Consider the following 14,485-nt stretch of genomic DNA (forward strand, 5'->3'; position numbering starts at 1 on the left):
ACCTCAGTTTCTGTCCGCATGCACTGCGGCGGATCGCGGTGCCACTTCGAAGTCTCTACTCTTGCCACACACTTGCAGAGTCCCAGCCCATTCTTCAGGAGTCGCGTTAAATAGAACGAAGAGTCCAGCATCTTCACTCTCCCCTTGTCCTCGCCCATCAATATGCATCGCGATTACACCGGGTTGGTCCGCGCCGTTCACACCCGTGGGCAGAAACCGCACCCTGCGACGAATCTGCTCCGCTGAACCCAACGTGAGCAACGGATGGCTGGCCCTGATTCTCAACAGTTCCATCGATTTTTCCCGACACAGGGCCATCGCGCTGGCATCCGGACGCAGCGACTTGTCCTCAAGGAGAGGTGCCATCGCGTCCCAGTGGGCTCTGTTTCGAGCAGCACTAGGCAAGCCCCGACCGAACTGGTTCCACTGACCCGTCCAATCAATCGCATTGAACCAATCTCCGGAGTTATACGAGTCCCGATCGAGAGACTTCGACCGAAGCAGCTCGGTTCCCGAGGCCCAGAAGGCTACCCCTTGCCCAAGGGCCACCGTCGCGTTCGCAAGGACCTGGGACTTCACCCGGTCTTCCATCGACGTGGTCAAAGGCAGCTTCCAGATAGCCGAATCAAACAGCGTCTCATCATCATGGGCCTCAACATAGTTGACGCACTCCTGAGGCTCATGAGCGAACGCAGCACCCTTCCCAAAGTAGTCAATGCTCTGGGACATTACCGTCCCAGAGCCATCAGACAGCGCGAGGGGATAGTCGCGAATGGCGCCAATCAGACTGATCTTCACCAGATCCATCTGCCGGTACAGCTCCGCTACCGCTTCATTGCCAGCCTCTGAGGCGTCCACCGCACCACCCAACCAGGATCCCTGCCACGTCTGTACCTCATTCGGGTCAACCGCCAGACCGGTAGCGAATCCCTGGCGCGACCTGTGATCCCCGTCCATCGGGCTCCCGCCGCGCACCGCGTCCCTCAGGCGGTCATTGAAAACCCCGATCCCGCTGCCCCCAATGTTCGCCTGCGTCGCCTGGGTAAACAGTGCGTCATCAGCAACTTCACCGAAATTCCAACCTTCGCCATAAAGATAGATGCTCTTCCCATCAACCCCGTCACGCTCGATAGTCAAGTTATCCAGCTCCGCCCGCACTGCTTCCATGTTGCTCAGGGAGTGGTGCCCCATCAGATCAAACCTGAAGCCATCAATCCGGTAGGCCACCGCGGCATCCACCACGGCATCCACCATAATCTTCTCAGCCATCACATGTTCGGTGGCTACGTTGGCGCAGCACGTCGACGTCTCAACTTCACCCCGTGGAGACAGCCGGTGATAGTAGCCGGGCACCACCTTGTCGAGGACGGAGTCTCTACCCTGCCCACACTGGAAAGTGTGGTTGAAAACCACGTCCTGCACCACACGCAGCCCCAGGTCGTGAAGCGCCTGCACCATCTCCCGATACTCCAGCGTTCGCCCACCGCCAACCTGGTTGCCCACAGATGCATACGAACCCTCTGGGGTCATCCAATGGTTAGGGTCATACCCCCAGTTGAAGGCATCTTGGTTCGCAACCTCGCCTACCGCCTGCTGCGGAAGCACCGAAGAGCGAGACCATCCCGCAACCACCTCTAGTAGCCCCTGATTTTCAGGCACGAGGGCGATCCCCTCAACTTCTGGTTGCTGCCATTCTGATCGCGCTTCTGGGATAGCCCCACTTGCAATGTCATACGTTGGGAGCAGATGCAGGGTTGTGATTCCGGCAGCAACCAACCCTTCAAGCGCTGTTCGCCCAGCACTGCCGTCCTGAAGAAAGGCCGCGTACGTCCCCCTTAGCTCTGCAGGAACCGTCTGATCCCAAGCGGAAAAGTCACGCACATGCAACTCATAAACTGCCTGGCTCGCGGCGTTTCGTAGCGGTGGAAGGACTCCGGCCCCCCAGGCGCGCGGCTTCCAGCGTTCCCTGTCCCGATTGACAATCACCGAACGCATTGAATCCACGGTGAGCCCCACCGAGTAGGGATCTGTGACCCGGTTCGTTACCAGCGATCCAACGGAGGGCACATAGACCCGTACCTCCCAGAGGTACTCCGCGTCCTCCCATTCCGGCGCCCCAACGACGGTCCAGATCCCATCATCATCCCTGTCCGCTTCACAAAGGAATCCACCGTCGGCCTTCGGGCCATCTTTGAGCCACAGCTGCAGCTTCACACTTGAGGCGGTAGGAGCCCATAGCTTCAATGTTGGGGCACCACTTTCCCAGTTCACCCCAAGTTTCTGAGCGCGGGCCCCCGCATATATGTCGTCAAGCACCCCGGCAATCTGCACCCCACACCGATCGATAACTGCCTCGTCACGAACGGTCTCTAGGAGCAGTGGTCCGCGCAGCAGATCCTTGACCTCCCCTGCAGACAGCGGCTGACCCGACGGCCCGGAGAGTACAAGTGCCTGATAGTGCGCATGCTTTGTTCGCCGATCAGCCTCTTCTTGAAGGTCGCTCAAATCACCAACCGTAAGAGAGACATGGGGCGCCGACACCAGCCGATAGGACGCCCCTGCTCGGTCCATCATGACCGGGAAGGCAATCGTTGTTCGATCCAGCCACAGAGCCCACGCGCCACTGCCACCACACCCACAGTTGTCCCTTACGTCCGTCATCGCGGTCCCTTCCCTGCGCCCTTTGGCTCAGGAAAAGATCCTCTCACGCCCCTCCGACATAATGGGTTTCAGCCCACGAAAGGCTACCTATGGTCGGGCGCCGCAGCCTCACAGTACAGACAGCGATACAGACTCCGCTGCGGATCCACCAGGGTAAACACCTGATCGACCTCGTCCTCGACAGTCGTAATACACCGGGGATTCTTGCACTCAACGATATTGACCAGAGAGTCAGGCAAGGAGAGGTGCTTCTTCTCTTGCAACTTGCTTCCACGCACCAGGTTCACCGTGATCTTCGGATCGATGTATCCGAGGGCGTCCAGGTCAAGGTCGATATGCTGGTCAATTTTGATGATGTCCTTGCGTCCGTACTTACGCGAATCGACATTCTTGATGATCGCGACGGAGCAGTCCAGGTCGTCAAGCCCGAGAAGATAGTAGAGCCGCATGGAGTCGCCGGGACGAATGTGGTCGATGACAATTCCGTTCTCAACACCGTCAATATTCACTATGCAACCTCAAGATCCAGTAGTTTCAAAATCAGCGCCATCCGCATAATCATGCCGTTTTTGACCTGGCGGAAGTAGGCTGCACGCGGATCGTCATCAATCTTCACGGAGATCTCGTTTACCCGGGGCAGCGGATGGAGAATCGACAGGTCGCCACGCGCGAAACGCAGCCTGTCCTGATCCAGAATGAAGCGGTCCTTCAGACGGATGTAGTCGGCCTCGTTGAAGAACCTCTCCTTCTGCACGCGCGTCATGTAGAGAACATCAAGATCCCCGAGCGCCCCTTCCATATCATCCGTCTCTACGTAGGGGACGTTGTATTTGTCGAGGACGTCCTCGCGAATGTAGTCGGGAATCTGCAACTCCGGCGGCGACATGAGCACGAAGGAGATCCCCGGGTACGGCGCCATTGCGCTGATCAGCGAGTGAACGGTGCGACCAAACTTGAGGTCACCGGCCATACCGATCACAAGGTTGTCCAGACGGCCCTTCTCCCGCTGAATGGTGAGCAGGTCCGTAAGGGTTTGGGTCGGGTGGTTGTGCCCACCGTCCCCCGCGTTGATCACCGGGACGGGCGACCTCAACGACGCCAGGTGGGGCGCACCTTCCCGCGGATGCCGCATGGCAATAATGTCGACATAACAACCAACCGTCTGCACCGTGTCGCTAACGGTCTCACCCTTGGCGGCCGAGGACGAGTCCGCCGAGGAGAAACCCAAGACACTGCCACCTAGTGCCTGCATGGCGGCCTCGAACGAGAGTCGTGTGCGGGTTGACGGCTCAAAAAACAAGGTGGCCAAACGCTTGTGAGCGCAGACGTCCTGATAGGCGATCGGGTCCGCGATGATGCGTTCCGCAACGGCCAGCAGGTCTGCCACTTCCTCTTGGGTGAAATCGCGGATATCAATCAGATGACGCATTTCTATTCACTCTCTCCCTGCCACCAGGCGGCAGGGTTGTCTCGGAACCGCAGCACCTCCGGTGCCTGTTGCCCGCTCAGGTAGCCCTTGGCCACCGCGACATCCACCAGGGTGTCGAGGTCGGTGAGAGCGGTATACGTGAGTCCGGCCTCGGCAAACGTCACTGAGGCCCGCTCCATGTTGTAGGTGAAGATTGCCGCGACCCCAGACACCACCAAACCGGCGTCAAGCAGTACCTTTGCCGCCTCCACGCTGGATCCGCCGGTGGAGATCAAGTCTTCAATGACCACAACGTGCTGACCCGGGGTGAAGCCACCTTCGATCTGGTTGCCCCGACCGTGGCCCTTCGAGCCGCCCCGCACATAACCCATCGGCAGCTCCAGAAGGTCGGCGGCGAGCGCCGCGTGGGCAATCCCCGCTGTGGCGGTCCCCATCAGCATCTCTGTTTCCGGGTAGGCGGCCTCGACAAGGTCCGCCAAGCCGCGTTCCACCCTGGTTCGCACCTGCGGGTGCGAGAGGATCAGGCGATTGTCGCAGTAGATGGGACTCCGGATCCCGCTGGCCCAAGTAAATGGTTCTTCAGGGCGCAGGAACACGGCCTCGATATCCAGCAAATCCGCCGCCACCTGCCGCGCAACCTGGCGGTGATTGAAACTAGGCATTGTTCTCTCCTAAGAACTCGTTGCGACACCGTAGGTATGCGGCGCGCGGATCCCGGGCCGACGTGATGGGGCGACCCACAACGATGAAGTCGCTGCCCGCTTCCCGCGCCGCCTGCGGCGTCATGACTCTCACCTGGTCCTGTACATCGCCCTCGGCAAACCTAATCCCCGGGGTGACGGTGAGGAAGCCAGTGCCACAAGTTGCCTTGACCAGCGCGGTTTCACGAGCCGAACACACAACCCCGTCCAGCCCCGCAGCCTGGGTGACCTTGGCGTAGTGCGCCACGGCCTCGTCGACCTCGCCAGGAATCAGCAACTCTTGGTTGAGCATGTCCTTCGAGGTCGAGGTTAACTGGGTGACCGCTATCAGCAACGGCCGGGTCCCATCCGGCCGGGTCAACCCCTCTTTGGCGGCTTCCATCATGACGCTTCCACCAGCGGCATGGAGGTTCACCATGTCCGCTCCCAAGTCGCGCAAGACCGCCATGGCGGAGCCGACCGTGTTGGGAATATCGTGCAGCTTCAGGTCAAGGAAGACACTGTAACCCTCCCCTTTCAGCCGTCGCACCAGGTCGGGACCGGCGCCGTAGAACAGCTCCATCCCCACCTTCAGGTAGGGCCGCTGGTCTCCCAGTCGCCCCAGGAAGTGGTCGAGGGCGTCCGCCGTCGGGAAGTCCGCCGCGACAATAACATCATTGCGATCTGTCATAAGGCTGCTCCAATAATCTCTTCGAGACGTTCGATTCCGAGCTCATCCATCAGGGCTGGCAGCTCCTCCAAGATTTGTGGGATGACCAGCGGGTTGCGTAGTGATTCCGCACCAATCTGGATCCCCGCTGCCCCGGCCATCATCATTTCGAGGACATCCCGCGCCGATGCAACTCCTCCGCTGCCCATGACGGGGATGTCGAGGGCGGACCTAACCTGCGCGATCATTCGCACCGCGATCGGGAAAATCGCGGGCCCCGACAGGCCACCCATGCGCTCCGCAATCACCGGGCGACGGGTTGCGACATCGATGCGCATACCCTGCAGTGTGTTGATCAAGGTGAGTCCGTCGGCGCCCTCGTCAGCACACGCCCCCGCAATCGCCACGATATTGGTGACGTTGGGGCTCAACTTGATGAAGAGCACCGACTCCTTGACAACTTCGCGCACCGCTGCCGTGACCTGGGCGGCAGCCTCTGCGGACGCGCCAAAACTCATGCCACCACCGTGAACATTGGGGCAAGAAACATTGAGTTCAATAACCTCGCAGGTCCCATCTGTGGCAGCGCAACAGTGCACATACTCATCAATGGAGAACCCGGAGATGTTCATGATGACGGGCTGGTGGTAGAACTGCGCCAACGCCGGCAGTTTCTGGGCGAGAACCGCGTCGATACCCGGATTCTGCAAGCCGATCGAGTTGATCATGCCCGAGGGTGTCTCTGCGATTCGCGCTGTCGGGTTGCCATCCCTCGCCTCGCGTGTCGTCCCCTTCAGAGCCGCTGCCCCCAGGATATTGGGGTCGTAGAAGTCCAAAAACTCCTCCCCAAACCCAAAACATCCTGAGGCCGGAATCAGCGGATTCTGTAGCGCCACACCGGCAAGATCCACGGCAAGACGTGGGTTAGCAGTCACCATGGCAGATCCTCACTGTAGAAGACTGGCCCCTCTTTGCAGACTCTCTGGAGGCCCTCTTTGTTTTCGAGGACGCATCCCATGCAGGCCCCAAACCCGCAGGCCATGCGCTCTTCCATCGAGTACTGGCCGGGCGTCCCCGCCGCCGCAAACACCGCCTTGAGCATGGGAGTTGGGCCGCACGCGTACACGTAGTCCCAGGTTGTGTCGGCCTGCATCATTGCCGTGGTGACAAAGCCGGGCGTTCCCGCAGTGCCGTCAACAGTCGTGATCGATACCGGCACGCCAAGCGCTTCGATCTCTTCAACGAGGGCGACCTCGTCCTCGGACCCGAAACCAAAGATGACGCCGGGTTTGGGGCCTGCCTTGACCAGTGCCTCAGTAAGCGCCAAGAGCGGTGCCACCCCGATTCCCCCGCCGACGACCAGTGGATTGCTGACGTCCTCGGGAATGGAGAAGCCGTTGCCCAGTCCGGAGAGGACATCTAGCGTCTCGCCGGGGACGACATGGCTAAGAGCATCGGTACCTTGACCGAGGATCTTGTACATCAGGGTCAGGTGGCCGGGCCTCCACGCGCAAACGGAGAGTGGCCTGCGCAGATAGAACCCTGGAATATCAACGTTGACGAACTGGCCGGGGTGGGACAGGCCCGCCGTATCTCCCTCCAGCTCCAACAAATAAGTATCCCTGGCAATTTGCCGGTTCTCCGTTACTTGGAAGAGCTGAATGGAACGCATGCTAGTCACCCACCTCGGTATCGAGTAGTCGGTCGGGGTCCCAAACTGGAGTGCCCTGGCAGACGGTGAGGTCGATCCGTCCGAACAGTTGGTCGCCCTCGAACGGTGTGGCGTGGCCCATGGAGAGGAAGTCTGCTGAATCAACCGCGACCTCGGCCTCGGGATCGAGAACCACGAGATCCGCCGCTTCCTCCGCCAATATCTGGCCGCCGCCCAGTTTGAAACGCTCCCGGGGGGCCGTGCACATCACCCTCACAAAGTCGGCCACGGACATGCGACCGTTGCGGACAAAGTGTGTGTAGACAACAGGAACAGAGATTTCGAGGCCGACCACCCCGTTGAGGCTGGACGCCAGTGGGCCGTCCTTCTCCTCAGCGGAATGCGGAGCGTGATCCGTTGCAACCATGTCGATGGTTCCGTCGACGAGGGCGGCTGCCACGGCCTCCATGTCGGAGTGCGAGCGGATGGGCGGGTTCATGCGGAACCTGCCCTCATCGCGAAGCATGTCGTCAGAGAGGGCCAGGTAGTGAGGGGCGGCCTCCGCGGTAACCGGCAGGCCCTTGGCTTTGGCGGCGCGCACCAGCTCCACGCTTCGTTTCGTTGAGAGGTGGCAGGCATGATAGTTGCAGCCCGTCTGTTCAACAAGGCGCAGATCGCGTTCTAACTGAGACCACTCACTGACCCCAGGCTTGCCGATGTGTCCGTGGGTCGCGGCGTACTCGCCATCGTTGATGTAGCCGTCACCGGAAAGCTCAAGGTCCTCCATGTGCTGGGCAACGAGGCCTCCCACCGCGGCGATTTGGCGCATGATTTCCGCCATGGCGTCCTCGTCCTGCACCCCGAAACCATCGTCTGAGAACCCAACGGCAACCGGAGACAGTGCGGCGTAGTCAAGGAGTTCACCGCGACCGGTCCCGCCTTTTGTGAGGCAGGCGTACGGGCGAACCTCCACCACCGCGCGCTGATCGTAGACCGCGTCCTGAGCTTGGAGCTCAGCCAAGTTGTCGGGGGCTGGGTCAAGATTCGGCATGGCGCAAACCGTGGTAAAACCGCCGCGAGCGGCCGCCGCAGTTCCCGTTGGGATTGTCTCCTTATAAGAGAAGCCGGGTTCGCGCAGGTGAACATGAATATCGGCGAGGCCGGGAAGGATCAGTTTGCCCGTAAGGTCAACGATGCGGTCCTTGAAAAGGCCAGCTTGCTGGGGATCGCGAACTTCCTCGACCTGCCAGTTTCCCGTCGCCTGATCCTGTTCAAGGGAAAGATCTGCCGCACGCAGTTCCCCGTCTAGAAAAACCTGGGCCCCGTGCAGCAAGACTTTCATGTCAGGCTCCCTCATTTTGTGAGTGGCTCGCAGTGATTATTGCACCTGTTTGCCGCGCGCGAAAATTCTAGCGCACAATCGCCGCGTCGCGGGCTTGGCCGACCCCGATCGTGGAGATGCGGGTTCCGACCTCGTCCTCAATGAATGTCACGTAGTCGCGGGCAGCCTGGGGAAGGTCTTCGAAGCGGCGCACGCCCGTGATGTCTTCATTCCAACCCGCCATCTCCTTGTAGACGGGGACCGCCCTCGAAAACTCAGACTGGAAGACGGGAATCTCGGGGGTGAAGACGCCATCGACCTCGTAGCCAATCGCGACCGGGATGGTCTCAAAACTGTCGAGGACGTCCAACTTAGTCAGCGCGATGTCGGTGAGGCCATTGATGCGGTTCGCATAGCGAAGAACAACGAGGTCCAGCCACCCCACGCGGCGCGCGCGGCCCGTTGTTACACCGTATTCTCCACCCAGTTCACGCAGGTGATCGCCCGCTTCGCCGTGGAGCTCGGTCGGGAAAGGTCCCGAACCGACTCGGGTCGTGTAGGCCTTGGCAACCCCGATGACTCGGTCGATCTTGGTTGGCCCGACGCCAACGCCTGCCAGCGCTCCCGCGGCAATGGCCGTGGAGGAGGTGACGAAGGGGTAGGTTCCGTGGTCGATGTCCAGCATCGCGGCCTGACCGGCCTCGAACAAGACCTTCTGCCCAGCGTCGAGTGCGCGGTTCACAATCAGGGACGAATCAACAATCAGGGGGCGCAGGCGCTCACCGTAGGCGACCAGTGCGGCAACCGTGGCATCTATGTCGAAGTCAGCCTTGAACTCTGCGGGGATCTCCTCGGGGTCAAAACCGCGCAGCTTAGACTGAATGTTCTGAATGACGCGGGCTCGGACCACGTCTTCGTCCAGCAGGTCTTGGATACGTAGGCCGGTGCGGTTCATTTTGTCCGCGTAGGTGGGACCAATCCCCCGCCCAGTTGTCCCAATCAGACCTGCGCCTAGGGCGACCTCGTTCAACTTGTCGAACGAGCGGTTGTAGGGCGCGATGACGTGGGCGTCCGCGGAAACAACCAGTCGCGAGCAGTCCACTCCGCGCGCTTCCATTGCCTCTATTTCACCGAAGAGTGCATCCGGGTCGACGACAACGCCCGCGCCGATCACGGGAATGGCGTTTGGCGAGAGAATACCGGCGGGTAGTAGGTGTAGTGCATACGATTCACCGTCCACGACGACTGTGTGGCCTGCGTTGTTACCGCCGTTGAACTTGACGACCATGGCGACGTCGCCGCCCAACTGGTCTGTCGCTTTACCTTTACCTTCGTCGCCCCACTGGGTTCCGACAACGATGATGCCCGACATAAGCCCTGGTCCTTTTCTTGGGGACTAGTTACCAACGAAGTGTACGGGTTATGCGGGCGGGGTGGCGAGCTTATCCAGAATACTGTGCGCCCGGCTCAGTTCTCGACGAGGATTTCCTCCGTGATCGACGTTGGGTTTCCGTAGCGATGGTTGGTGATCGACACCGCCTGCTCATGGAGGAACGGCAGCGCCTCAACGCGTGCCGCCACCGTTGCCGGACCATCCCACACCGCCACCCGGATGTCACCACCCAAATCCTGCTGGATCTTCGCCCTCGTCGTGCCGAGCGCGCGGATGCGGATCTCCGTAGCATCTGGTTCATCCAAGGAGAGTCGAGTGATGAACTCATCCCTCGACTCGATGCGAATCTCGAAACCGTACGTTTCTGCCCACTCCGCGATCTCTGCAGGCAATACCCGGTCCGAAGACAAGGTCACCAGCGGGGTGTTCACCGCGTAGTCCGGCGACTGGCCCGGCGCGACCCGCACCAAGCGTGGTGCCCCACCGGGGTCCGGCTCGAACCCGCCAACCGCCACAGCCGCAGCCGCCAAAACCAGGACGTCCACCAACCTTGCATCGCCCTCAACGCGCAGTGTCGAAGCGGCAGGAAGGTAGCGCAGCACATTGCGCTCCACTGCTAGCGCACTGGGGTCATTGAGCCTGTCAAAGTGCTTGGACGCTGCTCGCTCCGCGTTATATGCGGCCCGTACAACCACCTCAAGCTCTTCGCGTCCCAACACCTGCTTCGCTGCTTCAATCAACGCTAGAAGCTGCGGCTTCGTGACGTGTGGATCCATGTCAGCGCGACTGCCGGCCAAGGGCTCAACAGTTGGCGCAGCGCCCTCGTCCGAAGTCAGACTGCCAAATCCGTACAGATAGTTGGGGCCGCCCGCCTTAGCCGACGCACCGACACTGGAGAGCTTCCACCCCCCAAAAGGCTGACGCTGCACAATCGCACCCGTGATACCGCGATTAACGTAGAGATTCCCAGCCTGGACCCGGTCCAGCCAGTACTTGATTTCGCCTGCATTCAGCGAATGTAAGCCAGCAGTGAGGCCGTAGTCAGTTCCGTTCTGCACCTCGACTGCTTCCTCAAGTGTTTTCACCCTGATGACGCCGAGGACGGGACCGAAGTACTCCACCTTATGGAACTCGCTACCCGGCTCAACTCCTGCCCTGATCCCGGGCGCCCACAGGCGGTCAGTCTCATCGAGTGGGAACGGTTTGAGGACCCAGTTCTGGCCCGGCTCCAGTTCGGTTAGCCCGCGACGCAACTTCTCTCCGGGCACCGTGGTGAGCGCATCCATATCCGTTGCCAAATTCTGCGGCCAATCAACGACGAGGGCGGCCGTCGCATCAACCAACTGGTTATAGATACGTTGGGAGACTCCGGCTGAACCCACCAGGATCAGAAGTGACGCCGCCGAACACTTCTGGCCAGCATGGCCATATGCAGACTTCACAACATCGCGAACCGCAAGGTCAAAGTCAGCAGATGGTGTGACGATGATTGAATTCTTACCCGACGTCTCCCCCATCAGGCCCATCGATGGCTTCCAATCAAGGAACATCTGCGCTGTCTCGGATGACCCCGTCAGTACCACCCGTTCAACCTGGTCCGCCTCAACTACAGCTCGTGCCACCTCGCGATTACCCGGGATCACCAATGGCGCCAGATCCTTAGGAACGCCGGCCTTCCACAGGCACTCCATGAGGAGGGTGCCACAGCGAGTCGCCGAGGACGAGGGCTTGAGGATCGCTGCCGAACCTGCAGCAAGCGCAGCAGCCACACCACCGAAAGGGATTGCTAGAGGAAAGTTCCACGGCGGCACAATGGTCGTCACTCTGACCGGCGTGAAGGTGGCTGCGGGTAGCTGTTCTCCGGCCTCGGCATAGTAATGCGCGAAATCAACGGCCTCGGAGACCTCAACATCGGCTTCCCCAACGGCCTTGCCAACTTCTGAGCCCGCAACCTCGATGAGGTCCGCGCGTCGCAACGCAAGTTCGACACCCGCCCGGTGAAGAACCTCGGCGCGCTCAGCCGGAGTCTTCTTCGCCCACTTCGCCTGCGCCTTCACCGCCTTTGCAAGCACTCTGTTCAGCTCGTCAACCGAGTTAACCGTGTGCTTGGAGGTAACTCCCAGTTCGGAGCCTTCCATGCGCGAGGCGATCTGGGCTGCCCATTCCCGGTTAGCAGCGAGGGCCGGGTCAGTATCCGGGGTGTTGTGAAAACGCCACCCACCACCGGGAGCACGCACGGATGCTTCAAGTGAACGGGCCGTCTCCTTCTGACGGTTCTGCGTCCGGGCCGGATGACAGCGCTTTGTGCCTTCACCAATCATTTGCTTCAGGGATGCTTCATAGCGGTCCCGCTCTTTCGCGAAGGCTTTGGGATCGGTTGCGATATCAAAGATTGAGGCCATGAAGTTCTGGTCCGAAGCGCCCTCTTCCAAACGCCGCACCAGGTAGGCAATCGCCACGTCGAACTCGGCTGGGTCAACCACGGGAACGTAGAGGAGGACGTCCCCAACCTCGTCCCGAATCGCTTGGGCCTGAGCATCCGCCATCCCCACAAGCATCTCGAAGTCAATGGCGTCGGCAACACCGCGAATGTTCGCCAATTCCCACGCCGTAGCAAGGCTGAAAAGATTGTGGCCCGCAATGCCCAGCGTGATGTTCTCGGTGTGCTCAGGGGTGAGTGCCCAGTCGAGAATTCGCAGGTAGTTCGCATCCGTCGCGCGCTTCGACTCCCAGGTTGTCATCGGCCAGCCGTGCAGGTCCGCGTCAACCTGCTCCATGGCCAGGTTTGCACCCTTCACCAGTCGCACCTTGATTGGGACTCCCCCGCGGGCGCGGCGTTTTGCGGCCCATTCCTGCAGGCGTTGCATTGCTTCGAGGCCGTCCGGAAGATACGCCTGAATGACAATGCCCGCCTCAAGCTCGAGCAGATCTTCCCTGTCCAGCAAAGACTCAAACACGTCCAGGGTCAGGTCAAGATCCTTGTATTCCTCCATGTCCAGGTTGATGAACTTCTCAGTCGGTGCGGCAGCGGCGTACTGGAAGATCGGCAACAGCTTCTCAACCGCAGTTTCGACAGCCTGCTCATGATCCCAGGGGCTATGCGGGCCAATCACGGAGGAAACCTTGAGAGAAACATAGTCAACATCGTCACGTGCCAAGAGCCGCGCCGTCTCAGACAGACGCTTGGTGGCTTCAGCCTCACCCAACACGGCCTCGCCCAAAAGGTTGAGGTTGAGCCGTGACCCATCGGCGCGCAGCTTCGCGATCTCAGCGCCCAACTTCTCATCTCGAGCGTCAAGAACCAACCCGCGGACCAACTCCATGAACACGCGCCGGGCGGCCGTGACCACAAGATCGGGGGCAACCAAGGCTGCCTTGCCACCCAACCTGGCAGGCAAACGTAGCCATGATGGCAAGAACCGCGGTGACCGGCGCACCAGTTCGCTAAGGTTGCGCGCCGCAACCTTGGGGTCTTCGGGCCGGACCACCCCATCAACAAACTCGACAGTGAAGGGTAGGCCATCGGGATCTTCAAGGACGCCGGCCAACAGCCTGGCCGCACTGGAGCTCGGATACTTCGTTGCTAACTGCGTCCAGCGCTTCGTGGTGTGAAGCGCCCGGTCAGCCGCTCTTTCGATGTCGCTTGAAGGATGCATGCCCGCCCTCTCCTAGTACGTGATCCACGATACTCGCACTAGGGGAGGACACGCTGGGATTACTCTCCCGCAATCTCGTAGAGTGCGATTGCTGTCGCCACCGAAGCGTTGAGTGATTCGACATTGGAAGTCATTGGAATCGAAACAATCAGATCACACGTGTCGCGAACCAATCTCGATAGGCCGCTACCTTCGGCACCGGTGACGAGGACGATGGGACTGTCACCCAGATCCATGTTGCGCACCGTTGTGTCCGCATTGCCATCGAGGCCAACAATGAAAAAGCCGGCCTCTTTGCACTTGCGTAGCGCCTGCACCAGATTTGTTACGCGAGCCGCCGGTACCCGGGCTGCCGCACCTGCCGACACCTTCCATGCGGTGACCCCAACGCCAGCGCTACGACGCTCAGGCAGGATCAATCCATCCGCTCCGAATGCGGCACCCGACCGTAAGATCGCGCCGACATTGTGAGGGTCAGTGATGTGGTCGAGGGCGACCAGCAGGCCCGGCTTGTACTGTTGCAGGGAGTCGATGATCAGGTCCTCAAGATCCGTGTACTCGTACTCTGCAACCTCAACGGCGATGCCCTGGTGTGCTGCACCATCACTGACACGGTCGAGGTCCCGCTTTGTGACCTCAATAAACGGCGCACCCGTCTCAGCAAGAAGCTCAAAGACCTCACGCATCTTGCCCTGGCTGGGATCCGATGCAAGGTAGATCCGTGAAACCTTGTTACCCGCCTTTACGACCTCAACAACCGGGTTGCGCCCCATCACCAGTTCGTATCCGGGACGCACCTTCACCGCGCTGGCGGTCATCGACTTGGCTCGTGCCGCCTCACGCTCAGCCTGGCGTTCCTTGGCTACCTTCTGCTTGTAGGCGGGATGCCACGTGCGGTCCTCAGCCTTAGGGGTGGGACCGCGGCCTTCGAGGGCGCGGCGATGCTTCCCACCCGACCCCATCTTGGGTGGCTGGTTCTTCTTCGCTACGGCTCCACGCCGAGACTGATTACCCTTAGCCATTC

11 protein-coding genes are annotated in these 14,485 nt (G+C 60.4%); all 11 read right to left on the reverse strand.

What is annotated here, in order from left to right; genetic code table 11:
• Window positions 1-3: 3 nt before the first annotated feature.
• A complete protein-coding gene (gene pulA, locus IDL90_RS04120) occupies window positions 4-2,661 on the reverse strand; it encodes a pullulanase-type alpha-1,6-glucosidase (protein ID WP_187994450.1) in 2,658 nt (885 codons plus the stop codon).
• Between the two features lie 83 nt (window positions 2,662-2,744).
• Complete coding sequence (locus IDL90_RS04125; RefSeq protein WP_182141769.1) at window positions 2,745-3,170, reverse strand: aspartate carbamoyltransferase regulatory subunit; 426 nt, start codon at window positions 3,168-3,170, stop codon at window positions 2,745-2,747.
• Entirely contained in the window at window positions 3,170-4,090 is a 921-nt protein-coding gene (pyrB, locus tag IDL90_RS04130) for an aspartate carbamoyltransferase (RefSeq protein WP_187994451.1), read from the reverse strand. The genes IDL90_RS04125 and pyrB overlap by 1 nt, the downstream gene beginning before the upstream one ends.
• 2 nt (window positions 4,091-4,092) lie before the next feature.
• Complete coding sequence (gene pyrE / locus IDL90_RS04135) at window positions 4,093-4,752, reverse strand: orotate phosphoribosyltransferase (RefSeq protein ID WP_187994452.1); 660 nt, start codon at window positions 4,750-4,752, stop codon at window positions 4,093-4,095.
• Entirely contained in the window at window positions 4,745-5,461 is a 717-nt protein-coding gene (gene pyrF / locus IDL90_RS04140; protein ID WP_187994453.1) for an orotidine-5'-phosphate decarboxylase, read from the reverse strand. Before pyrF ends, pyrE begins: the two co-directional genes overlap by 8 nt.
• A complete protein-coding gene (locus IDL90_RS04145) occupies window positions 5,458-6,378 on the reverse strand; it encodes a dihydroorotate dehydrogenase (protein WP_187994454.1) in 921 nt (306 codons plus the stop codon). The genes pyrF and IDL90_RS04145 overlap by 4 nt, the downstream gene beginning before the upstream one ends.
• Window positions 6,372-7,112, reverse strand: coding sequence for a dihydroorotate dehydrogenase electron transfer subunit (locus IDL90_RS04150; RefSeq protein ID WP_187994455.1), 741 nt, complete (start codon window positions 7,110-7,112; stop codon window positions 6,372-6,374). Before IDL90_RS04150 ends, IDL90_RS04145 begins: the two co-directional genes overlap by 7 nt.
• Before the next feature lies 1 nt (window position 7,113).
• Window positions 7,114-8,433 (reverse strand): dihydroorotase, encoded by a 1,320-nt coding sequence (locus IDL90_RS04155; RefSeq protein ID WP_187994456.1) that lies wholly within the window; start codon window positions 8,431-8,433, stop codon window positions 7,114-7,116.
• Window positions 8,434-8,500: 67 nt separating this feature from the next.
• Window positions 8,501-9,784 carry an adenylosuccinate synthase gene (locus tag IDL90_RS04160; protein ID WP_187994457.1) on the reverse strand — a complete coding sequence of 428 codons (1,284 nt, stop codon included), beginning with the start codon at window positions 9,782-9,784 and terminating at the stop codon, window positions 8,501-8,503.
• A 95-nt stretch (window positions 9,785-9,879) separates the two neighbouring features.
• Window positions 9,880-13,461 (reverse strand): bifunctional proline dehydrogenase/L-glutamate gamma-semialdehyde dehydrogenase, encoded by a 3,582-nt coding sequence (locus IDL90_RS04165; protein WP_187994458.1) that lies wholly within the window; start codon window positions 13,459-13,461, stop codon window positions 9,880-9,882.
• A gap of 59 nt (window positions 13,462-13,520) precedes the next feature.
• Window positions 13,521-14,483 (reverse strand): 23S rRNA (guanosine(2251)-2'-O)-methyltransferase RlmB, encoded by a 963-nt coding sequence (gene rlmB, locus IDL90_RS04170; protein ID WP_187994459.1) that lies wholly within the window; start codon window positions 14,481-14,483, stop codon window positions 13,521-13,523.
• Window positions 14,484-14,485: the final 2 nt, after the last annotated feature.

Source organism: Schaalia sp. JY-X159, from assembly GCF_014525425.1.
Classification (GTDB): Bacteria; Actinomycetota; Actinomycetes; order Actinomycetales; family Actinomycetaceae; genus Scrofimicrobium.